The organism is Chitinimonas sp. BJYL2 (genome assembly GCF_027257935.1).
Taxonomy (GTDB): domain Bacteria; phylum Pseudomonadota; class Gammaproteobacteria; order Burkholderiales; family Chitinimonadaceae; genus Chitinimonas.
The window spans coordinates 1-24,969 of record NZ_JANZKW010000002.1; the positions used below are offsets into that span (position 1 = coordinate 1).

13 protein-coding genes are annotated in these 24,969 nt (G+C 59.3%); all 13 read left to right on the forward strand.

The genetic code is table 11. The annotated features are described in order from the left end of the window. On the forward strand, nt 1–559 hold a 559-nt coding region (locus tag O9X62_RS05825), incomplete at its 5' end, for a toxin-antitoxin system YwqK family antitoxin (RefSeq protein WP_269531853.1). A 138-nt stretch (nt 560–697) separates the two neighbouring features. Further along, entirely contained in the window at nt 698–1,594 is an 897-nt protein-coding gene (locus O9X62_RS05830) for a GTPase family protein (RefSeq protein ID WP_269531854.1), read from the forward strand. 632 nt (nt 1,595–2,226) lie between these two features. After that, entirely contained in the window at nt 2,227–4,326 is a 2,100-nt protein-coding gene (locus O9X62_RS05835) for a S8/S53 family peptidase (RefSeq protein ID WP_269531855.1), read from the forward strand. A gap of 68 nt (nt 4,327–4,394) precedes the next feature. Beyond that, nucleotides 4,395–5,474, forward strand: coding sequence for a hypothetical protein (locus O9X62_RS05840; RefSeq protein WP_269531856.1), 1,080 nt, complete (start codon nt 4,395–4,397; stop codon nt 5,472–5,474). Between the two features lie 266 nt (nt 5,475–5,740). Continuing rightward, complete coding sequence (locus O9X62_RS05845) at nt 5,741–7,186, forward strand: hypothetical protein (RefSeq protein ID WP_269531857.1); 1,446 nt, start codon at nt 5,741–5,743, stop codon at nt 7,184–7,186. 559 nt (nt 7,187–7,745) lie between these two features. Beyond that, nucleotides 7,746–18,440: an Ig-like domain-containing protein gene (locus O9X62_RS05850; RefSeq protein WP_269531858.1), complete on the forward strand. Its 10,695-nt coding sequence runs from the start codon at nt 7,746–7,748 to the stop codon at nt 18,438–18,440. Nucleotides 18,441–19,702: 1,262 nt separating this feature from the next. Further along, nucleotides 19,703–20,200, forward strand: a complete 498-nt coding sequence (locus O9X62_RS05855) for a hypothetical protein (RefSeq protein WP_269531859.1) — start codon at nt 19,703–19,705, stop codon at nt 20,198–20,200. After that, nucleotides 20,193–20,735 (forward strand): hypothetical protein, encoded by a 543-nt coding sequence (locus O9X62_RS05860; RefSeq protein ID WP_269531860.1) that lies wholly within the window; start codon nt 20,193–20,195, stop codon nt 20,733–20,735. Before O9X62_RS05855 ends, O9X62_RS05860 begins: the two co-directional genes overlap by 8 nt. 11 nt (nt 20,736–20,746) lie before the next feature. Beyond that, nucleotides 20,747–23,155: a cohesin domain-containing protein gene (locus O9X62_RS05865; RefSeq protein ID WP_269531861.1), complete on the forward strand. Its 2,409-nt coding sequence runs from the start codon at nt 20,747–20,749 to the stop codon at nt 23,153–23,155. After that, the gene (locus O9X62_RS05870) at nt 23,152–23,655 is read left to right on the forward strand and encodes a type II secretion system protein (RefSeq protein ID WP_269531862.1); all 504 of its coding nucleotides are present in this window, start codon (nt 23,152–23,154) and stop codon (nt 23,653–23,655) included. Before O9X62_RS05865 ends, O9X62_RS05870 begins: the two co-directional genes overlap by 4 nt. A 2-nt stretch (nt 23,656–23,657) precedes the next feature. Continuing rightward, nucleotides 23,658–24,053, forward strand: a complete 396-nt coding sequence (locus O9X62_RS05875; RefSeq protein WP_269531863.1) for a type II secretion system protein — start codon at nt 23,658–23,660, stop codon at nt 24,051–24,053. Nucleotides 24,054–24,055: 2 nt separating this feature from the next. Beyond that, on the forward strand, nt 24,056–24,511 hold the full coding sequence (locus tag O9X62_RS05880; protein WP_269531864.1) for a type II secretion system protein: 456 nt from the start codon (nt 24,056–24,058) through the stop codon (nt 24,509–24,511). A gap of 25 nt (nt 24,512–24,536) precedes the next feature. Next, nucleotides 24,537–24,965: a type II secretion system major pseudopilin GspG gene (gene gspG, locus O9X62_RS05885; protein ID WP_269531865.1), complete on the forward strand. Its 429-nt coding sequence runs from the start codon at nt 24,537–24,539 to the stop codon at nt 24,963–24,965. The last annotated feature ends 4 nt before the right edge of the window (nt 24,966–24,969 follow it).

Below are 24,969 nucleotides of genomic sequence, written 5' to 3' on the forward strand. Positions count from 1 at the left end.
GAAGCGTTCGGTCTTTCAGTATGAGAATGGTTTGCGTGAAGGGAAGTACGAGAGCCACGATGAAAACACGGGGACAGTGATTGCATCCGGCCAATTCGTGAACAACGTACTGTCCGGTCCATTCCATGAGCTCAATTCAGCTGGCAAGAAAACAGCCCGGTACACCATGGCCAACGGCGAGCGGAATGGCCCATTTGAACGCTATGACCCGCAAACCGGACAGGTGGTTGAGTCAGGTAGTTACGAGTACAACAAATTGTCTGGGACTGTCCTCCGGTTCAATGCTGAGGGTAAGAAAATTGCGCTGAACAACTACCACTTCGACGTCAAAGAGGGGCTTCAGCAAGAGTTTGATCCTGCTTCTGGACGGATCATTCAGTCGGCCACCTTTGTTAATGGCCAGGAAGTGCCCGGATCAGGTGGTGTCGCCGAGGCAACAACCTCCTGCACCGACAAGTGGATCGTCGCCCACAGGAAGCAGGTCGGGGAAGACGCACCGATTTCAGCTGACCAGATGACCGAATGGGAAGATTGGTGCAAGGCGGGCAAACAGCCCTGACAAGCACGTCGTGATACCCACCTCCAAACAGCCCCATGGCATTCGCCATGGGGCTGTTTGCTTTGAATGATGCCCTCACGCCGTCAGGCCCAACTCAAATGTGGTCGCTTGAGGATGTGATGAGGAAAGGAGTCCGCTATGCAAGAAATGACAACCCATCAGGACGAACCAGGCGAACTGCTGGATGCCGTGGAGCAACTGTGCCGGCTACGAAGCGATAGCCTGAGCAACGATCAGCTGAGGACTTTGCGAGAAGGGATTGATCAACTGATCAACTATCACGCCACTATTGGTGTCTTTGGCAAGACCGGTGTGGGCAAGTCCAGCCTTTGCAATGTGCTCTTCAGCCGTGACATAGCACCGGTAAGTGCCATTGAATCGTGTACCCGCGAACCCCAGGAAATCCAACTTGCACTCAAGCATGGCCGGGGTATCACGCTGATTGATGTGCCCGGAATTGGTGAGAGTGAAGCACTGGATACGGATCACCTTAAGCTCTACCGCAGCCTGATCCCCAAGCTCGACTTGATCCTGTGGGTGATCAAAGGCGATGACAGGGCCTTGAGTCTCGATGAGCAGGTGTATAGGGATCAGGTCTTGCCACAGGCCAGAGAACACGGTGTGCCTGTGACTTTCGTCATTAACCAGGTCGACAAGATCGAACCCTGTCGTGAATGGGACTGGAAGAAGAACTATCCCGGCCCGGAGCAGGCGCGCAATATTGCCTTGAAGCAGGATGTGGTCTGCCGCCAGTTCCGCGTGCCGCTCCGCGAGGTCTGCATTGTGGCGGTGGAGCAGGGTTACGGCTTATGCAGCCTCGTAGAGCAAGTCCTGTATCAACTTCCTCGTGAGAAGCGTTGGGCGGTGCATCGTGAGACCGAGAAAGCCTGCCAGTCACCGCAGTCGGTTCAGGAGGCGAGCAAGGCTTTGTGGGAGTCGGTGCGAGATCTGGTAGTGGAAGCGGTGCACGATGGCTGGGTGTTCATCGTACGCCATCTGGGACCGTGGTATGACCGCATCCGTAATCGGATCTAAATGGGTCGGGCCAACGCGGGGGATGGCCTGATTCTTGACTCAGGAACGGCCCAGACACTTCCGCAAGGGCCGTCCCTGTTGTGGGATGAGGGAGGCACAGGCCCACGACGGACGCCGCCGTGGGCCTGTGTCGGTTGATGTTTTTTTGTGATCAGCGAGTGGGAGAGGGCGTCGTGACACCGCAGCGAAGCAATTGGGCCTGACGGGGATGGGAGCCTGTCACGGTGCTGGGGCGGTCGGGAGGTGGCCCGTATGACCGCGCCATCCGGGAGGATGACTTCCATGCCGGTTTGGAAACCCGCAGCGGCAACACAGCGTGCTAGGCCTGACCGCACCCTTGCCTGCCGGCGGCAAGCAGGAAATCGGGGCTGCGTGGATTCATCAAACCGTCGAAACACGAGAACGCCCCAAGGCAACTCGGGGCGCCTGGCTGGGTACCGCGAGAATGTTGCGCACTCATCCATTTGGATGAAGACAAGCGAAGGCGATTCTCGCTAGGGTGAGGGTGTCAGTTCACCAAAATAGGTGGCGACGTCACGGACGCTGGGGGCGTGCCCAACCGGGCAGGCGCAAGGTAGTGAATTCACTGGGAGAATGGACCCATGACACGGTGGCCCTTCGCACCGCTGGCCTTGCTGATCTTGGCTTGCCCGACGTACGCCGACGACTGGGTGTGGCAGCCACAACGACTGCGATTGAACCTTGCGGTGGAAATGCCAGCCGGCAATGTGGTGACTGCCTCCTTGCAGCCGACTAGGCAACTCGACCGGCTTCGCAAACTAAATGGGTACCCGACCCACCCCACGACATCCGACACGCCATCCAGTCTGCTGGCCGTGCCGACGGCGCGTCAGTGGTATGCCATGGAGGCGCCGGACGAGGCTGAGGACAATGCGTTAATGACCGCATCGCCCCGCGTTTCTACGTGCGAACCGTCTGTCGATCGGGTGATCCAGACACGCGCGGAAGCCTGGGATGCCGCGTATGACTGCTTGCGGGCGCTGGCACAAAGCGATGCCGCCCCTGATTCGGCCTATGCGCAGTTAATGGGGACGACGTCGACGGACCGCATCGTGGCGATCGAGCCGGTGTTGGATCTGTGGAATGCAAAGCGGGCACGGTACCAGGACGAGGAAGTCAGTCCGAGCCCCGTCATGGATCGTGACCTCACTGCGGTGCGCTGCTGCAAACTCCCCGCACGGCCCGATGTGATCGAGATCCCGGCCGACCGACTGGGTGACGCCTCACCCGTGTGGGCCACTGACCTGCCGGGCTGGCACTTGGACGATCGGCACGCCCAACTGAGTAGGGCCTACCGCACGGTGTTCCCGCAGGGGATGGCGACACAAGGGACGGTGCTGATTGCCCATCTGGATACGGGCTATTTTGCGGATGATCCGCTGCTGCCGAAGTATTTCGATCGACAACGAAGCACGACCTGTTTTGACGGCGTTGACCGCTGTGTGGCCTGTGGCGAGGCCCACTGGCAGGCGGGGCGGTTCCGCAGTCCGGGTCATGGCGTTTCCACCCTGGCCAACCTCGCCGGGCGGGACTATCGCACCGCGACGGATGGTCAGCGCCACCAGCAGGGCGGCAACCCCAGTGCCTCCATCTATTCCATCAACATCCACGACTCCGTGGTGCACCTCAATAGCCGCCGCATGGCCGCCGGGATTCTGCGCGCGGTCAATGATGGGGCGGATGTCATCTCGCTCAGCCATGGGGGATTGCCCTCCGGTGCGCTGGCCGATGCGGTGAATCATGCCTACGAGCAAGGCACCGCTATCTTTGCGGCGACGGGAGACTATTTTGAGCTGCCTTTGGGGCTTGGTCGAACCTTCCGCTCGGTGGTGTACCCCGCGCGCTATCAGCGTGTCATGGGGGTGGCCGGCGTGACCGCTGACCTCCAAAGCTATGGCGAGGCGCCCAGCCTGCTGTGGTGGCTGCGATTGGGCCCGGGGTATTTCCAGCGCATCGGTTCCTGGATGCTGCGGGGCAATTTTGGGCCTCGCTACGTCATGGCCCAGGGGAATGTGATCTCGGCCTTTGCACCCAATATCACCCGCTCAGACACCGGCGGCAGTGCCAAAGATCCGGCGCCACCGTATCTGGGTAGTAATGGGGCCGGTACGTCCAACTCGACGCCGCAGGTCGCGGCCGCTGCCTCGCTTTGGTTGGAAGCCAACCGCGCAGCCCTGACGCCGCAATGGCGCGGTTGGCAAAAGACCGAGGCGGTCTATCAGGCCCTGACGCAGTCCGCCAGCCAGCAGCACATTGAAGGGGATGTCCGTCACTTCGGCAGCGGGGTGCTCAAAGCGGCGGATGCCCTGGATTGGGGCATCCAGAGGGAGGGCTCGGTGCTGGTCCATCGCGATGGTCGGCAGTTGGCCTTGCAGCCGCGTGCCAAGGCCGGACGGGAGGTATTGGGGGTGCTGGAATTGCTGCTGTCGGCCCGGTTGCCGGGGCTTCGCAGTCCGGCCTTGCAGACGGCCTATCAGGCAGCGCTCCAGACGGAGGTAGCGCAGCTGGTGTTTACCTCCGAGGCGCAGGAGGCCTGGTTGGAGAAGGCGCTTCGCTGTGATGCCCTCGCAGCGGCACCGTCACCTTGTCCGTCGGTAACCTTAAGTCGTGCCCAGCAACAGGAATGGGCCCACTTGCTGCTGGCGGAGCCGGACGCGTCGGCAGAATTGAAGCGCGCCTTGCGTCAAGGACTGAGCACGATGACACCGTAGGGCGAAAGGGTGTCCAGTAGCCGCTAGCGCGATAGCAGGGCCAATCACCAAGAAGGGGAGGGGAACACATGCAGAAAGTGAGCTGGATGGTGGCCGCGGTGCTGATGGGGTCGTCCTGGGGCTTCAGCCTCAAGCCGGAAGAAACCCAGGTCGACGGCAAGCTGCGCAGTTTGGAGTCCAGTGTCATCACGCGCTGGCTTGATCTGACAGCAGCCAGGGTGATCGATCATTTCACGCACCCGGTGCATGAGTCGCTGACCCACCGGATGTATGGCTGCCAGCAGGAAGGGGAAGCGTGCGGGAAGCAGCCGGTCTCGCTCCGCGCCGCACCGGCGGCCGTGATCGCAGGGGTTCGCTGGAATGACAATCCGCCGTTCGAGCTGGAGTCCTCGCACATGGCGGATTGCGTGGGCAAGACGATCAAGTTGCCCAGTTACAGCAAGTGCTGGGTGTATCTGTTCAAGGACGCGGAGAAGCGCGCCCGCAAGCAGGTGATCGATGACGAGTATGTCCTGCTGTACCGCGTGCACTTCGGCGATATGCAGTTCCTGCACTCGATGGCCTCCCGTGATCAGGAGCCACCCGCCGTTACGCAGCAGCGGATTTTGATGTGGGCGGAGTTCACCTACCGACTGGCCGTCGGCGAGCTGACGCAGGACCTGGAGCTCCGTCGGATTGCCATTCCCGGCATGGAGGTCGTGTTCAAACGCCGGGGATGGACCGCGCAGCAGCTCTTTACCCGCGGTGACCCCACCTTCAGGCCGAAAGCGCAGTTCCAGCAGTTTGCCTTTGGTTCTCTGCTCCACATGGTGGAGGACAGCTTTGCCAAGGGGCATGTCGATCGTGACGAAGCCACGGGCCGTACGTGCCCGGGTACCTTCTTGCCGGAACCCGGGCGGATCAAGCGGTTCCATGCCTATGGTGGGCAGGATCATCAGGCCCATGCCGATGCGGATACTGCCGAGGCGGCGGAAGCTCATCTGGTCGTGGCCGACCCGAATGTGATCCAGATCGGCACCCATTTGCGCCAACTCGTTGAGCAGGGTGTTCCCTGGGTCGATGCGAAACCCTATCTAAGCTGTGTGTTTGCTTTGCACGACGAGGTTGGGCCGAGCGGCCCCGGCGTGCAGTTCCAGATGGGGAAGTAGCCGGTAAGGGCTGGGGCGGCTGTGCTGTGCGGCGGTGGGGTCGCAGCGCGGATTGACATCAGCCCACCTCGATCGGCAGCGTTGCCCCGTACTGTTGTCGCGGCCGCTTCCACCCCTCACTTGCTCAGGAGCTCCAACACGTGCGTCCACGTAAACCCGTCTCTCTGCCCACTGGATTGCTACCCCGGCACCGCATGGCCTCGTTAGGCAAGCCAGACCGTGGTGTGCTCCATTACCTCAAGGACTTCCCTTGGGCCGGTGGCTGGATGGCGTTGTTGCTGGCGGGGGGGCTCATCCTGTTTGCCTACTATTTCGCCATCCAATACACCCCAACCTTTGATTTGCAGACATTGCCTAGCCTGTTGGCGGCCATTGCCTTTGATGGCGTAATGCTGCTTCTGATGCTGGGCGCCATTTTTGGTATGCCCGCCATCCTGACCTTGGGCATCCCCGGTTTGCCGCTCGAAAGCCATAAAGCAGAAGTCGAGCAATGCAATATCCGCATGGCCTATGCCGCTTGGGTAGCGGCGTTCGCCTACTTGATCTTGGGGTCGGCGACGGCCGAGGAATCCGGACTGGCCGGGATTTCATACGTGCTGTTTGGCTTGGCCCTGGGTCTGGTGGTTTATGGAGGCCTATCTGCGTATCGGATCGCCCATGCTGAGCGGGATCAGACAGCCAGGAAGCGCTGGATGATGACAGTTGTCTGGATCGTGGTTTTTTTCGTGGTCGCGGCGGCGCAATGTTTTCCGCTGTTTGTGATGATTCTGTTGCTGTCCAAGTCGGCACTGGCGTCGTTGTCCGTTGAGTTGCGTGAGCTTACCAAGTTGGCCCTCCCTTTCGTTTTCGGCGGGGCCATGTCCATCTTCATCATTCACTGTGTTTCGTTGGGTCGAGCGGGCTACGGCAAAGCCATCTTGCTCTCGGTGAGCGCACCCTTGGCGTTGACGTGGCTCATGGGTAGCCCTGGTCTCATGTTTACGCTGATTGCCAAGGAGGCCAAAGTCGGCGCGTTTTTCATTCGGTCTGCTTCGCTGACCCATGAGGGTTGCCTGGCGGTGCAGGCCAGTCACCCGCAACAGGTATGTGGCGATGACAAGACACGCTTCGATACCTTGTGCCACGCTTACGTGCAGTCGCGACTGGGCGCCGAAACCTACCTACTGTTCAATACGGAACCGCATGCCCTGCGGCCGGAAGACGTGCGTCTCACACCCATCTATATCCCGTCCACCTTCCTGGCCTCACTCACCCCCGACTTGACCCGCGGCGTGACGGTAACCGATGACGATATTCGGCGGGGGCTATTTGATATGGCGCGTCGGGATGCGCAGTGCGGTGATCCTACCCTGCAAGTCACTGAACTCAGGCTTGACTCGGACGATCTGGATCAAGACCAAATGTTGACCAAGGCGGGTGAGCGGCGTGTCTCAAGCTGGGTCACGGCCAGCACATCCGCCCAGAAGGTAAGTATCGTGGAGGTGGTGATTCGGCCTGCAGCCAAGCGCTCAGCCAGGTCGGAACGGCAATGGGGACTAGAGGAGGCGAAGCGGCTTCAGCAGCTGCTCGGGTCACAACTGGTCAATACCCCCATCCGGGTGGATTGGAGCGGGGTGGGTACGGGCGATTGCAGTGCGCCCGAGGAGGACCCCAGCGAATGCGCACGCGATGTGCCGGCGTTGTCGATCAGCCTGATACGTCGACACATATAGGTAAGCGCGGTAAGGCAACCTGTGCCGAGCATCTCTGGTAGGGGGCGGCTCAGGTGGCGTAACAAATACTTCGATTTATCCCCCAAATGGGTGAAGCCAAGACGGGCATCTGGCTGATATATTCCGCGCCTTCTTAAAAGTGGGGCGGTCCGTCGAGGCCGCCCCCAAACAAAAACTCAAACGAGGGAGGCGCACGCGCAAGGCGTGCGTCGCTGGTCTTATGCGCGTTCAGATTGCCAAGTTGTTGGTGTGGTTTACCGTTGCCGTGTTGAGCCTGACAGGACATGCCTATGTCGTGGATGGTATTGACTATGTCAGCACATCGGCGACCACAACCGGCGGGTCGGTACCCGCGGGTGGCACGCTGAGCGCCGGGATCAGTTATAGCGTCAGATCTGCGGCCAGCATTGACGCGGTCTCCAGAGTTGAGCTCTTGAGTGGGGGCACTGTGCTGGCAGCGCAGGACTATACGGTCTCATATAGCGGTGAAAGGCCAGTCAATACGCAGCGTAGCGGCACACTCACTACCAATTTGGGTGTGGGAACACATAATCTGTATTTGCGCACGTATACCTTCGATCTTGGCTACGTGGGTGATTCCTACACCTACACCGTAACAGTCACCGCCCAGTCGCCCGCCCCAACTATTTCCGTCGTGCGTAACCCTAGCCCGATGATTTCGGGTAAGTCCTACACGGTGACCTGGAGCACAACGAACGCCTCATCGGTTTACTACACCTGCTCCGCCAGCGGGACGGGTTTTGTGGGTAGCGGTACCCTCGGTCCGAATGGGAGTGTGAATGGTACGGGCGACCCAGCCTGGGTAGGCTACCCCTCTGCGTGTACCTGGACGGCCACCGGCCCGGGCGGTAGCAAGTCGGTCAGCGATCCTTTGCAGACCGACAACCCTGCCCCAACCATTAATGCGAGCGCGAGCTGTACGACGAGTCCGTGTTATGCCACAGCAGCCGCCTACTTGAGCGCCAGCGCAAGCGATAGCAATGGTTATGTGGCCCGCGTTGAGTTCTACCGAAACGGTAGCCTCGTATTTTCTGACACCAGTGCGCCGTATGAATACACGGACACGGGGCTGAGTGCGAGCACCTATACCTATACCGCGCGCGCCTACGACAACGAGGGCAGGTCGACGCTGTCTGGTTCGAGCAATGTCACGGTAGTCGTACCCAACACACCGCCCAACGTCGCACTCACTAGCCCCGCAGCAGGCAGCACCGTTAATGTGTCCAATCTGCCGTACACGTTGAACCTGCGTGCCACGGCCAGTGACACGGGCGGCAGCATCAGCAGCGTTGAGTTCCGCTACAGCTTGAACGGCACGCATTACTCGTTCGGGAATGGCTCGCTGAGTGGTGGCTACTATGTGCTGGATACCGCGCTGCCGACCACGCCCGGCACGTACTACGTCTACGCCAAGGCCACCGACAATTCCGGCCTGACCACCAACTCCAGCACCGCCACGGTCAATGTGACCAACCCGAGCATGCCCGCGATTGGCAGCTTCACGGTCTCTGGCGTGAATTTCACTCTGCCGACCGGCACCAGCACGGCAAGCCTGAGCTACGCCGCCAGTGCGACGGACGCCAACGGCCAAGTCGTGAAACTGGAGCTGCTCAACGGCAGTACAGTGATCGATACGGTCAATGCTGCCACTACCGGCGGTAACCGCACCGTCAATCTGGGTGTGGGAACTCATACCCTGAAGATTCGCGCCACCGACAACCAGGGTGGTACTACCCTGACCGCCGGTACAAACGTGACGGTGGTCGCCAACAACTTGCCGGCCGTCAGTCTGAGTGCGCCGGCCAGCGCAGTGGTCTGGCAGAACGTGACCTTGTCCGCCTCGGCCACGGATAGCGATGGCACCCTCACCAAGGTCGAGTTCTGGCGTGGCACCACCAAGCTGGGTGAAGACACCACCGCGCCATACAGCTTCGACTGGTCGACGACCTCGGCAGGTAGCTATACCTTTACCGCCAAAGCTTTCGACAATCTGAATGGCATCACCACCAGTAACGTGGTGACCATTAATGTCGGTACGTCGACGCCCGCTGAAATCGCGATCGCCACCACTAACTACATTATTCCCGCAGGCGGCACGGCTGCGGTTCGGATTGATGCCAATACCGGTTTGGGCATGGCCACCAACGTGGGAATTCAGCGCTCCAGCACCGGCGCTAATGGCACGTATACGACGGTACGCAGCTCGCAGATAGAGGAAATTGTCGATTACGACGACATCGTCTCGGCAGGTACTTATTGGTATAAGGCAATCCAGTGGAACCGTGAAGACGGCAGCCAGACTTTCCCGGCCTCGGCGCCGGTTCAGGTGACTGTGTCGGAAGTCGGCCCGGTGATCGGTAGTGTGGATGGCATCTTCAACAACGCCCAAGGTGAGCCGATTCTCTATGGCTGGGCCTGTGAGAAGAAAGATGAGCGCCCAGTCAGTCTCCACCTTTATGTGAACAGCGGCTGGCCCGATGGCAGCATCCTGGCGGTGGCCGAAGCCAATCTCGCCGGTGAAGCCGCGATCGCCACATCTTGTGGTACGACGCGCAGCGCCTTCCGCTGGAATTTCAACTTGGCGCCATTCCGCGCTGACCACGGTGGCAGCGCCCTGTATGTCCACGGTCTCTCGCTCAATGGCGGCGCCAATCCACTCTTGGGGAGTTCCGGTACGTTCACCATTCCGGTCATCCCCAATACGGCACCGACAGCCACGTTCAGCCTGACCGCAGCCCCGACCCAGTTCTACGTTCCCGTTGGGGGCACCGTATCGCTGGGCTTCAATGCTGGCAGTGCCGATGCTGAAAACAATGTCACTAAGCTCGAACTGTTCAACGGTGCCAATGCGACACCGCTGTGGACACTGAACGGCAGCAGTGCGTCCAATCAATCCGTCACGCTGGCCAAGGGCACTTACTTGCTCCGGGTTCGTGCCACGGATGCCAAGGGTCTCTCAGGTAACAGTGCGGAGATCACCGTCACGGTTACTGAACGTGGCCCGGTCAAGGGTAATGTCGAAGGCGTCGTGATTGATGGTCAGGGCAAAGCCAGCCTCCAGGGTTGGGCCTGCGACCAGTACGATGAACGAGCCATTGGCGTGAAGCTGTTTGTGGGTGGGCCATCGAGTAGCGGCACCTTCCTGCTGAACCAGACAGCTAATCTGCCGGGTGAGGCCGCTTTGGCCACCGCTTGCGGTACCAGCAATAGTGCGTTCCGTTTCTCGTTTGATCTTGAACCCTACCGCGCCGCCCATGGTGGCAAGTCGATCTATGTGCAGGGCCTATCGCTCAACGGCGGCAGCCATCTGGACATTCCGGGTTCTGGTAACTACACCGTTCCGGTGGTCTCGACCCCGGTGGCGAGCCTTAACGCTCCCAATCCGTCCAATGTGCGCGTGGCAGTTGGTGCGCAGGCGGCTATTCGCTTTACCGGTAGTGCCAGCGTCGGCACCGGCAAGATCACCAAGCTGGAACTGTTCCGCGATACGGGCAGTGGGTACGAATCGACCGCCTTCTTTACCAAGACCACCGATGCCGCCAGCGTTACGCTGAATGAGCTGGTCAACCTGGGTGCCAATGCGTATCGCATCAAGCTGCGCGCCACCAACAATGTGGGTCAGACCGCGGAATCGCAGAGCCGTATCCTCAACATCACCGACAGCCCCTTGCTGGGCACGGTCGATGGTGTCCGCATCAACGCCGAAGAAAAGCCAGAACTGATTGGCTGGGTATGCCAGGAGAGCCAAACGGGTGTGGTCAATGTGCAGGTGCACGTCAATGCACCGGGTATCCTCGGTGGGACACAGATCACGACGGGTACAGCTAACCTGATTGAAGGTTCGGACAGCGCCGCCGTTCAGGCTGCCTGCAAGACGCCTGGCACTGGCCATCGCTTCAAGATCGACCTGAGTGCCTACACCAGTCAGTACGCCGGGGCACCGATTTACGTCACCGGTACTGCCGTCACCAGCAGCGCCAAGATCATCCTGCCGTGCGCCGATAACACCTGCACGATGCCGGCGAGCCTGCGCATTGCGCTGACCAACCCCGCCAATAACGACCGTGCAACGGCACCTGCCAACTTGTTCGCCAAGGCCAAGCTTACCAATGTGGGCGCAGGGGTGGATGAAGTGGCCATTGCGGTGGACGACCAGTGGCAGACGGCACAGCCGGATACCGAAGCCAATACTTGGTACATCAGCAAGCCGAACCTGAGTGCACGAGTCGCCCCGTACTGGGTGAAGGCACGGGTACGGCAGGGCAATACCACGCTTTATTCGCTTGAGAACGCGTTCTATGTCGATGGTAGTGCGACGACGACGCTGAATTTGGCGACACCGACTGGTAGCTTCACCGCTCCCGCAATCGTCAATCTCAGCGCGACGGTGGGCGGCGATGCGACCGCCGTCACTAAGGTGGAATTCCTGAACGACCAGGGCCAAGTAGTGGCCTCGGGCAAGCAGGCCGGCAATACCTGGAGCGCGAACTGGTATGGCCTGCTGGCGGGTAGCCATACGGTCACGGCGCGTGCTTTGAATATCCAAGGTGCGGCCATTGCGATCACTTCGGCGGCGGGTTTTAGTGTCACCACGGCAACCGGACCAAGTGATGCCACACCAATTGCAGTGGATATCACCCCACCGCATCTCGGCAATCCAGATGCAGGCAGCTTGCCGGGTGAGCTGAGTGTGAGCCCCAGTGGCGCCGCAACCTACAGCATCCCGATTGCGGTACCACCCGGCGTAAATGGCATGCAGCCTGCGCTGAGTCTTAACTACAGCAGTCAGGCTGGCAATGGTGTAGCGGGCCTCGGCTGGAGTCTCGGTGGCTTCTCATCCATTCAGCGTTGCGGCAAGACCATTGCCCAAGACGGTTTGTTCGATGCGGTTCGCTTTGCCAACACGGATCGTCTCTGCATGGACGGCCAGCGTCTTGTCTTGGCAAATCTGGTGCCGAGCGACGTGAACTACTGGGCAGACAATGCGGAATACCGCACCGAGATCGAGACGTTTAGTCGGATTACAGCGCAGCTTACCAACGGTAAACGCAGCTTCAAGGTCGAGACCAAGGGTGGGCAGACGCTGTACTTTGGTGACTCGTCAGACAGCTACGTTGCCGGCCAGGGACGTGCCGACGAGCAAGCCTATGCCTGGGCCTTGCGTAAGAGCGAGGATCTTTCGGGCAACCAGATTCAATACACCTACCAAGTTGATGCCACCACTGGTGAGCATCTACCTAAGACTGTTCGCTGGGGCTCTGCTGCCTTGTTGTTCGCTCGGGCCGACTTCACTTACGAGTCACGCCCTGATCCGGTTAAGACTTACCTGTCAGGTAGCCGCAAAGACCTGCGCAGTCGTTTGACCGCTATCACCATGAAGACGGATACAGGGGTTGATGGCTCTGGTGGTGTGCAGGCACAGAAGTATGTGTTGGGCTACGAGCAAAGTAGTAGCAGTGGCCGTAGCTTGCTGGACTGGATCAAGGTCTGCGATGCACAGAACAATTGTCTGCCCGAGACTCAATTTACTTGGGGGACGGAGCCCACTGGCGGTAGCCAGTTTGAGAGCGCGGGTGCTTGGGCAAACGGCCCGACGTTAGAAGTCTCGGAGAATCAGTTGCAGTGGCAAAAGGTGAGCTACGCCGACTTCAACGGTGATGGCAAGTTTGACTTCCTTGCGCCTGATGGCGTCTATCTGTCTACGGGCGCAGGGTTCAACAAGATTGCCCACGCCTGGAATGCAATCCCGGCAGGGAATTCAATACCCGATGGCCTCCCGGGACGAGTCATCTATGGCAACTTCGATGGCAGCGACCGCGTTAGCTTTCTGGATGTTCGGGTTGTAACGACTCCTACAAAGCAATACTGGGGTCAACTTTGCAAAGTGGCTGCAAACAGCCAGTCGGTCACCTGCGGCAACGAATTTTTGCTCGGTGCCAATGCTGGCCTGCACAAGGCTTTGTCAATTGACACGGATGGTGATGGCAAGGATGAACTTCTGCGTGTGACGCAGGCGGAGGCCGATGAACGCTGTGTTGTATCTGCAAGCGGACTCGGCTGTACTGCGTTTCCTGGCGTTGCTGCGATCTACCATCGCACTACGGTGGATGAAACGATTTGGGATGAGTCTGATCCTTGGAATCTGTATACCGGTCCAAAGTTGCCGATACCGCAGGTGTCTCTCGAGCAAGCAGGCGGGGACTTTGATGGGGATGGCATCACCGATTACCTGTTCGAAGACGGTACGCTTTGCCTGACCAAGATCACGGGAATTACCTGCCAAGACTTCGCGGCGCAACTACCGGGTTGGGCAGAGTTCTTTGATGGCACTGGCCAACGACCGACCTTGGAACGGGACTCCGTAATCGATATCAACGGTGATGGTTACCTTGATTTTGTGGCATCGCTTCGCACCGCAGATGGAAGCAGTACCCAATTCTCAACCTGCTTGGGTACTGGAACGGGGATCAACTGCCAATCAAGCAGCAATCCGCTGTATCAGGCGCGCGCAGTCGACGTGCGAGGCAATGGCCAAGGCCAATGGTTGCGCAAGCAGTCGACGGGCGTAGTCAGCGACGAGCTAACGAACTCAACATGTACGCTGGTTGACGGCAATACGTCGTGCGCTGCCTATCCGGCACCAGCAGGCTGGAGTGGTCCTACCCAGGTCGTATCGGGTGGCAGTAATTTGAACCACGAAATCTACGGTGACTTTGATGGCGATGGCCAAACAGACATTGCTACCTATCGTCACGGCAATACCATCAAGTGGGAAATCTATCGCCCCAAAACCAATTCTGGTACAGACCGCTTGGTGAGCGTGACCAATGGTGTCGGACAGAGCAGCGAGGCGATCTACGCCAAGTCGGGCGACAGTACGACCTACGCGAGCCAGGGCAATAACATCCAAGGCACGGCGATCACGCATGCCTATCCGGCGGTCACGATTTCGGTGGCAGGTACTTTGGTTAAACAGTTGGATCGCGTGGATACGCTGGGTAATCGTCTAGTTACGCAATATCAGTACGGTATTGCTGCATCTGACCAGCTGGGTCGAGGTCATTTGGGTTTTGCGTACACCATCCAGACTGATGTCGCTTCAGGTATCAAGCAGCAGTCGTGGTACTCGCAGACTTGGCCACTGGCGGGCATGGAAGTAGCCGATCAAACCGTGAAGGCCAGCCAAGTCCTGGCCAAGCAGATCAACACGCTGGCAACCAAAACGCTTAGTCAGTCAAACGGGGCTGAAATTGCCTTCCCCTATGTCGACACCAGCCAAGAGACACGTTACGACTTGGACGGTACTGACATGGGTACCACCACGACGACTAGCGTATATGACGCGCGTGCGCGCTTGAGCAGTGTGGTGGTCAACGTCAAGCTGGGCACCGAAGAGCACTCGGCGACGGTAACCAATGCCTTCAAGCCGTCTGCGCTGACCGATGCCCCATGGTTGCAGCAGCTGATGGAGTCGGTCACCACCACTAAAACAAACGCAGCCGGCAGCATCACGCGGGAGGTGGGTTACGAATATGAAATCAATGGCTTGGTGAAGAAAGAAATCATTGAGCCAAACCAACCCGCGCTCAAAGTTACGACCGAGCTCGACCGCAGCAACAACGCGTTCGGCTTGGTTGGCAAGAAGACCCAGACCTGGACGGACCCGGTCACGGGTGCGACCAAGTCGCGTGTTGCCGAAGAGGCGATCTACGAGCCCAAGGGCCGCTTCCCGCAAACCGTCAAAAACGCCCTCGGCCAGGCTGAAACCCGAGGCTATGACGCTGCAACGGGCAAACAGACACGTCTGGTTGGCCCCAACGGTATTGAAACCCAATGGGTGGTGGATGGCTTTGGGCAGGTGAAGAAGGAAATTCGTCACGACGATACGGATTCGGCCAAGTACACCGAGGTGCGCCAGTATCTGAAGCAGTGCGACACCAGCTGCCCAACCGGTGCAACCACTGTCGTCATCGTGGATACCTTCAAGGGCACACAGCGTACATCCGTGCCGAGTCTGGTCTACCGCGATAGCGCCGGTCACGAACTGCGCAAGCAGACCTACGGCTTTGATGGCCGCGCCATAGTGGTCGACACCCGTTATGACAGCCGTGGTCGAGTGTGGGAGGTGTATCAGCCTACCTTTGACGGTACGACCGCCAAGCTAGCGAGCCGTACGAGCTACGACGACCTCAACCGGGTCACGAAGGTCGAAACACCGTCGGATACGGGCGCGCTGGTGGCAACCACCACGGCCTACAACGGCTTGGTCACGACCACGACCAATCCAAAGAACCAGGTCAAGGCCGATACCCGCAATGTCGTGGGTCAGCTGGTCGAGACGAAGGACGCTCTCAATGGCATAACTTCGTTCGGTCGCGACGCCTGGGGCAACCTCACCAAGACTACCGACCCGGCAGGGAACGTGATCGAAGTGGTTTATGACCTGCTGGGCCGCAAGACGGAACTCAAGGACCCGGATCTGGGCCGGATTGAATACAGTGTCGACCCGCTAGGCCGCGTCTACCGCCAGATCAGCCCCAAGGCCCGTGCAGCCGCTGCATTGAAGACGCTGCAGTTGGACAAGGAAAAGGAATACACCCGTACCGAGTACGACGACCTGAACCGGATGACGGCACGGTACGAGCCTAACCTGGAAAGTCACTGGGTCTACGACCACGCCACCAATCCGTCCAACTGCGCCACCACCAAGAGCTGCGGTCAGTTGGTCGAAGCGTACACCGGCACCAGTAGCAACAAGACGTACAGCCGCATCCATAGCTACGACAGCTTGGGCCGTCCGGACACGACCACCACCCAGCTCGATACGGTCTACGTCAGCACGCAGAGCTACGACAGCTGGGGTCGTTCGATCAGCCGTTCGGAACGCCGTGGCACCGATGTCACCAAGACCCGCAAGGTCGAGAACCGCTACAACGGTTATGGCTACCTGAAGCACATCGAACGCAATGGCCTGAAGCTGTGGGAAGCCATCAAGCAGGATGCTGCGAACCGGGTCGAGACTGCGCAGTTGGGCAATGGCCTGATCCAGACGCGCGAGTACAACGAGTACACCGGCCTGCTGAACGAGGGCCTGTACACCAACGCGGCACTTCAGCCGAAGATGCAGGAGAGCTACAACTACGATGTGTTGGGCAATGTCAGCCAGCGTACCCACACCTGGGGTGGAACCAACTCGACCATCGAAGACTTTACCTACGATGGTCTGAACCGTCTTGAGACCAGCACCGTGGCCGGTCAGTCTACGCAGCACTTCGAGTACAACGCCATTGGCAACATGACGCGCAAGACTGGCGTGGGCACGGGGCTGTCGGGGAGTTACAAGTACCCGGCACAAGGCGCCAATGCCATCCGGCCACACGCTGTGAACAGTATCGATGGCGTGGGTAGCTTCAGCTACGACGCCAACGGAAATATGACGAGTGGTGCCGGTCGAAACATCAGCTGGACCAGCTTCGACATGCCGCTGTGCATGACGAAAGGCAGCATCCAAGGTGATGGCAGCTGCGCCAGTGGCGCTAGCGCTTGGAGCCAGTTCGTCTACGGACCGGAGCACCAGCGTCTCAAGCAGCTAAAGCAGGACGGCAGCATTGTCTATGCGGGTGCCATGGAAGTGGAGCTGGATGCAGCCAATGCCGTGAAGCGCATCAAGACCTACTGGCCGCAAGGCTTGGGCGTGGAAATCGAAGAGGGCGGCAATACCCAACTACGCTGGACGCATGTCGACCGCTTGGGTTCGGTGGTGGGCATCAGCGACGAGACCGGCAACTTTGTTGAACAGCTGGGCTTCGATGCCTGGGGCAAGCGCCGTAACCTGAATGGCAACGGCACGCCAGATAGCTTGGATGGTCAGACCGACAACAAGGGCTACACCGGCCACGAGATGCTGGATGCATTGGACTTGGTGCACATGAACGGCCGGGTGTATGACCCCTTGGTGGCGCGGTTCATGAGTGCGGATCCGCTGATTCAGGACCCGGAGCATAGCCAGAGCTACAACCGCTACACCTATGTGTGGAACAACCCGACGAACCTGACAGATCCAACGGGGTTTGTGGCCTCGGACTCTTGGCAGCGCTGGGATCAAAATACCTCCGGACTCATTATTCAAAAACCGGAAGATATGGAGTGCTCGCGATCTGGCTGCCGTTCGCCTGTTGGACCTGATGGGCCAAAGTGGGATGCCGCCGAGACGACAAACGAAGGTGGTGAGCCATCGGGCCTAGAGAAGATTTTGATTAATGGAGTCAAAACTGCACGTGATACTGCTGCTGCGATTGAGAGTGCTACTTCGGGGCCGATTAGTTTTGTAGTTCCAGCTGTATATGGTTTTGGCCTACTGGCATCAGATCAATTAAATGGTGGTGCAGATGCTGCCGAGGATATCCTTGCGGGCAGACTCGGCTATGCGGCTACAGGCATCCTGCTGCGAGCACCTGGTGCAAGAACGGTGCTCAATAAGGTCAGGAGGCTGGCCAAGTCGTGTGACTGTTGCTTCCCCGCGGGGACCCCTGTCTTGACCGCCGATGGTGCCGTTCCGATTGAGGAGGTTACAGAGGGGCAGCTTGTCTATGCGCGCAATGAACATACCGGGCAGACAGCGCTTAAGCCGGTAACTCAGCTCATGACGACGGAGGGGAAACCGTTGTTTGCGCTGGTAACGCAAGGCAAGTTCGGGCGCATCGATCGAATGGAGGTGACGGATAATCATCCGTACTGGGTGCAGGGCAAGGGCTGGGTAGCTGCCGCCAAACTAAAGCCGGGCATGGTGTTGGACAGCTTCGATCAGGGTGCGCTGAGGGTTGTTACACTTAATGCGCTGGATCGAGTGGAGACCACTTATAACTTCACGGTAGCGGACTACCACACCTACTTCGCTGGTAGGCAGCGGGTATTTGTCCACAACAATAATGGTTGTTTCTGTATAAATGGGAAAAAGGGATTCCCAAAAGATTTTCCGACAAAGAATACGAAAGATTGGTCTGGCACTTTCAAGAGCGAGGGGGAGGCGCGTGCGCTCGCTAGAGAAAAGCTTGGGGCCAATCCAGTTGAGGTTGAAGCGAACAAGTGGCGAAGCGCTGACGGCAAGTGGCAGTATCGGGCAAAGCCTGGTGACGTCGGCGATAATCACATCCATCTGGAAGAGTTGAATCCACAGACGGGCGAGGTGCTTCAAAACTTACATTTGCGCTGGCCTGAAGGAGCTGAAAGATGAATTGGCGACTAGAAAATGCCTGTGTTTTGGCTATACGCATTAGTGCCAATGCAGTGGCATCTGTAGTGAAGGTTTCTCTGAGTAATGACATTCTTGAGCGATTCTGCATCGGCCTTTGCCTTCTAAAGGAGGGGCTGATTGACAGCCTTGACCTTGTGGACCATCACGGCAGCGTGTTTCGGTTGCAGCGTTCAGACTCCGCGATATGCGTCCGGTTGGGTGAAGGAAAGACAATCCTAACTTTAAGTGAGATTGAGCTTGAGCGATGGGTACACTTTACTCTTCGAACTGTAAGAGACGGTATTGCCGACGTAGACCACTTTGACGTAGAGGCACCTTTGGCGGGAAGTTCTAGCGAAATTGTTGATGTTGTCATTGCGTTTCCTGCTTCCGTGCCACCTGTTTCACCTAACGAAGTACGCCGTAGGTTGGGTTTGGGATAGCAGTGGGCAGGCTACGATTCTTGTCGTTTTGGGCTCTGTGTAAAGATGGGGTCTTGAGCAAAGATGGGGCCGAGTCTCAATACTGTTCGGCTAGATGCATTTCAGCGGCCGCAGCCGCGGGTGAATCGACTTTGGCCTAAGCATGGCCGCAACGCAATCAAGCGGCTGTCGTCGTTGATAGCGGCGATCGTGCGATGCGTAGGGCGAGTTGCGTCGCTTGACTTGCCTCGGTGTACGCTGGCCCAAGGTGCGGACAGCGCGCAGCTTGGCCGCAACGGCCAGCAGCTCAAGGAACCACCACTTTCTTAGTCTTAGCTGCTTTTAGGGAAAAGGCCCCTGACTGGGGCTGGCTGCGGCGCAGCAACTGAACATCAAAGTCGGGGCCGGGTCTTGAATTTTGCATGTTGTTAGTACGAACAAGGCGGACCACTTTTCTGACTTACTCCTCAGCTCGAATAAAGTGATCTATCCAACTGATTGTTTGCATTTAACGGCGTGTTTCCCAAAAGCGGGCAAGAGAGTAGGCGCAATCTCTGTTTCGTTTTGCCTTGCTGGAGGTCGGCCGATACCTTGTACCAGCTAGCAAGGAATCTCCTCCTTCACCCAAATGGGTGACGCGGAGTGGCGATGACTTTGGTACACTCCGCCCCCTAAATTCCCCGGCGTTTCAATCGCTTGCGCGATGCCGGGTATACCCATAACGAGGGCGTTTCTCGGTAGGTTCAGGTTTTCCTTTGCCTTGCTGGCTCGCCGTTTATTGTGTTGCGAGTCGTGCCCCGCCCGCTGTCCTTTTCTTCGCTTGGCTTCCAGCTGCAACGCTTGCTTCGCCATCATCCGCTGATGGTGGTGGCGTGTACGGTCGCGTGCGCGGCGCTGATGACACTGCTGTTTGGCTGGGTGCAATCCCGAAGTGACGTGCAGCGCCTAGCAGCAGAACTGAGTACTGCGCCCATGGCGGTTGAGCCGGTGGCAGCAAGCGAGACGCACTCATCCTCGTCATCCCCAGTGCTGCCTGTTTTCGATAGCGCGGCACTCGCCAAGACCTTGGGCGAGCAGGCGGCCAAGCTCAAGCTTGACCTTGCCGAGGTCAATTACACGCTCGACGAGACCGCCAGCCTGCCGTATCTACGCTACCGCGTGACGCTGACACTGGACGCCAGCTACCCCACCCTTCGCCGCTACGTGGCCGGCTTGCAGTCGGTGGCGCCCCATGTGTCACTCGACGGGGTGCATTGCAGCCGCGAGGACATTGGCGACAAGCCCCTCTCGTGCGATCTGTCCTTGTCGGCGTTTTACCAGCGAGGCAACCATGGATAAGGCCAGCCAGCGGCGCTGGCTGATCTTGGGCGGCTTGCTGGCCGTAACCGTAGTGGCCATGGTGTATCCGGTCGATCCGCAGACGATTACCGTGAACGTGGCTGACCCGGCCGAGCGTTCCATGCCGGCAACCACCAGTGCCACTTCGCCAGCCGGCGAGTCGGCACCTAGCGCACGCGCACCGGTGATGGCGGCATTAACCGACTTGCCCGAGACCATTCCCGACCCCTTTGCCAACAAAGGCTGGATCGCCCCCCCGCCGGCACCCATCCCGGTTGCCGCGCCCGCACCGGTAGTCGCACCGCCTGCGCCGATTGGGCCACCTCCTTTGCCGTTCAAGTTTCTGGGCCGTTTCAACGACGGCGGCCAGGACGTGGTCTACCTGAGTCGCGGTGAGCAGATGGTGGTGGCCAAAGCTGGCGAGGCGTTGGATACCAGCTACAAGGTGATTGCCCTCACCGCGAACCAGATCGAAATCGAATACCTGCCCACGGGCGACCGACAGTTCCTGAACCTCGGCACGTCCGACAGTTGAGTCTCATGGCCATGATGAATCTACCCCCTTGGACCGCAAGGTCTTGCGCGTTGGCTGTTGTGCTGGCCCTGAGTGGCTGCGCCTCGGTTTACCACCACGGCACCGGCATGGACGAAATGGCCCGCGGCAATTACGCCGAAGCCATCCCGCACCTGCAAAAGGCCGCCGAACTCTCGCCCCAGGATGTTCGCTACAAAACCGATTGGCTGCAAAACCGCGATAAGGCGATCAGCCGCCTGCTGGCCCAAGCCGATGCCAATCTGCATTCCGGTAAAGAGGCGGAGGCTCAGCAGCAATACCAATCCATCCTCAGCTTCGACCCCGACAACGAACGCGCCCGATCCGGCCTCGACAAGCTCGCCCGCCTGCGCCAAGCCAATGACGATGCAGCCCAGGCGCGTGACGCCCTCAAGCGCAACGACCCGACCCTGGCCCTCAAACTCGCCAGCCGCGCCCTCGAAGCCGTGCCCGATCAACTCGAAGCCAAGGCCGTCCGCCGCGAGATTGAAGCGCTGCAATCCAAAGAGCTGCTGACCACGCCGTCGCTGAGCAACCTCTACAAGAAGCCCATCAACCTCGAATTCCGAGACGCAAGCGTGAAGACGGTATTCGAGGCGCTATCGCGTACCACGGGCATCAATTTCATCTTCGACCGTGAAGTGAAGGCCGATCAGCGCACTACCGTATTCCTGCGCCAGACCGCGCTCGAAGACGCGATCGACGTGATCCTCACGACGAACCAGCTCGACAAGAAGATCCTCAACGACACCAGCGTGCTCATCTACCCGAACACGCCGGCCAAGGCCAAGGAATACCAGGAGCTGGTCGTCCGCGCCTTCTACCTAGCCACGGCCGAAGCCAAGCAGACCGCCCAGTTGCTGAAGACGGTACTCCGCATCAAAGACGTGTTCGTGGACGACAAGCTGAACCTGTTGGTGCTGCGCGAACCGCCCGAAACCATCGTCCTCGCGGAGAAACTTGTCGCCCTACACGACCTCGACGAGCCCGAAGTGATGCTCGAAGTCGAAGTGCTGGAAATCAACCGCTCGCGCCTGCTGGACTTGGGCATCAAGCTGACCGACCAGTTCACGGTAGCCCCGCTGACCAGCAGCACGAGTACCGGCACTGGCGGTAGCACGACGTCGACGCTGCCTACTTTCAAACTCAGCGATCTGAAGAACCTCAACTCCGACAAGTTGGGCGTGACGCTACCTACGGCCACGCTCAGCCTGCGCAAGGAAGACGGCGACGCCAACCTGCTCGCCAACCCGCGCATCCGTGTCAAAGATCGCGAAAAGGCCAAGATCCTCATTGGCGACAAGGTCCCCGTGGTGACCACCACCACGACACCGAATGGCTTCCTGTCCGAGAACATCCAGTACCTCGACGTGGGCCTGAAGCTTGAGGTCGAACCCGATGTGCATCTGCGCGACGAGATTGGCCTCAAGGTCTCGCTCGAAGTCAGCTCTGTGGTCAACACCGTCAAAACCAGCAGCGGTTCGCAGGCGTACCAGATCGGTACCCGCAATGCGAGCAGTGTGCTGCGCCTCAAGGATGGCGAGACCCAGGTGCTGGCCGGTCTCATTAGCGACGAAGACCGCTCGGCCGCGAACCGGATTCCGTTGTTGGGTGACTTGCCGCTGCTGGGCCGCCTGTTCTCCAGCCAGAAGGACGACCGTCGCAAGACAGAAATCGTCCTGTCGATCACGCCGCGCCTGATCCGCAATGCCGACCGCAAGGAACCGGCCGCTGAAGCCTTCTGGTCCGGCTCGGAATCGACCCTGCGCACCAAGCCTTTGCAACTGCGCACCCTCCCGAACCCCAATGCGCCTGCCGCTGCACCGAGCGTAGTGCCTTCCCTTAACTCAGTGGCTACGCCCGCGAACCCGGGTGCTACAACTAGCGCGAATCCCGTGCCCGCAACCCAAACTGCCCCGCAAACCGCTGCCCCACCCGCAGCTGACAACGCGCTGCCCCAACAAGCCGCCGAGATGCTGGCCAACACCAGCCCCTTGCGCCTGCGTTGGGATGGCCCGAACCGCAGCAAGGTCGGCGAGACGCTCACTCTGAATCTGGCACTGGACAGTAGCGAACTGCTGCGCGCTGCTCCGCTGCAGCTGGCCTATAACCCGGCTCAGTTTGAAGTGGTGTCGGTGAAGGAGGGCACGTATTTCAGCAAGGATGGGAAGGGCAACTTCAGCCAGATCGTCGACAAGCAAAGCGGCCGGATTTCGGTTGGGCTGTCGAGCAGTGAAGCCACGGGCGTGAAGGGCGATGGCCGTTTAATGACCGTGGAACTCAAAGCCTTGGCGCCGGCTGAAGCCGAAATCAGTCTGCTGCGGATTTCTCCAGTAGGCAGCAGCCAGGCCATTGTTCGCCCGGTGACCCCTATCGTGCACAAGGTCAGCGTCGCACCATGATTGCGTTGGTAGCATCGCCAGCGAACGCATCGCGCCGCGAGACCGGCTTCAGCTTTGTCGAGCTGCTGGCCACGCTCGCCATCGTCGCCTTGCTGGCCTCGATCGCGATTCCCTTGGCGCAAACCACGGTAAAGCGCAGCAAGGAAATGGAGCTGCGCCGGGCTTTGCGCGATGTACGCATGGCGATTGATGCGTACAAGCGTGCCTCGACTGATGGCTTCATTGCCGTCCTGCCCGGTCAGAGCGGCTATCCGCCCAGCCTGACCGACCTGACGGCCGGTGTAGAGAACGCCAAGGTGCCCGGCAAGAAGCTGTACTTCCTGCGCCGCTTGCCGCGCGATCCGTTCTTTGCGGACACGACCGTACCTGCCGCAGACAGCTGGGGTGTACGCAGCTTTGATTCCCCACCGGATAACCCGCGCACCGGTGACGATGTGTTTGACGTGTACTCGACCTCGACGCAACTGGGCCTTAACGGCTTGGCGTACAAGGAGTGGTGAGCATGCGTAAGCGCCTATACACCCACGTCCTGATCCGCGGCTACACGATGATCGAATTGCTGGTCGCGATGGCGATCATCGCCATGCTGCTGTCGATTGCCGCGCCCAAATACTTCGCCAACCTCGACAAGGCCAAGGAAGACGTCTTGCGTGAGGATCTGTACATCCTGCGCGATGCGCTGGACAAGTTCTACGCCGACAAAGGCAAGTACCCAGAAAAGCTCGACGATCTGGTGGAGCAGAAATACCTGCGGGCGATCCCGGTGGACCCGTTTACCGAGAGTAACAAGAGCTGGGTGGTGGTCACGTCCGAGGATGCCAGCTTGGGCGTGGTGCAGGACGTCAAAAGCAGTGCCCCGAACAAGGCACGCAATGGCACCTGGTACAAGGACTGGTAAGCATGCAGCGCGAGCGTGGCTACAGCTATGCCGTGGCACTGTTTGCCTTGGCGATTCTCACGACCCTGAGTTTACGGGCCGTGGAGAACGCCAAGACCGCTGAGTGGCGTGAGCGTGAAGCCGAGTTGCTGTATGTGGGGCAGGCCTATCGCAACGCGATCCAGCAGTACTACGTGCAAACGCCGGGTACGGTGAAGCGTTACCCACCCGATCTGAAAGCTCTGTTGCTGGACGAGCGGGCGACGACAACACGCCGACCCTTGCGGCGGCTGTATCGTGACCCGATCACGGGTACGCCTGATTGGGGGCTGGTGCCCGCACCCGATGGCGGCGTGATGGGCGTGTATTCGCTGTCCACCCGCGCCCCGATCAAGGTGGCAGATTTCCCCGAGGTGCTGGTCAGTTTTACCGGCGCCAAGCGGTATATGGATTGGCAGTTTGTGTATCAACCCAGTTGAGATGCTTAACAACAAGGAAAGCACTATGTATCAAGCAAACAAGACCCAACAGCGCGGCTTCACGCTGCTGGAACTACTGGTGGTCCTGCTGATCATCGGCCTCCTGGCCGGCTTCGTCGGCCCCAAGTACTTCGGGCAGATCGGTCGCTCGGAACAGAAGGTCGCCAAGGCCCAGATCGACGCCTTTGATAAGGCACTGGATCAGTACCGTGTCGATGTGGGCCGTTACCCGACTACCGATCAGGGTCTGGCCGCGCTGTTTGCTGCGCCCGCCGGCGAGGGCAAGTGGCGCGGTCCTTACCTCAAGAAGGCGATCCCGGCGGATCCGTGGAACAACGCCTACAAGTACACCTCACCCGGCCAGGATGGCCGTGACTTCGACATCATCTCCTACGGCAAGGATGGCAAGGCCGGCGGGACTGATGACGATGCCGATGTGGTGAGCTGGAACTAAGCGA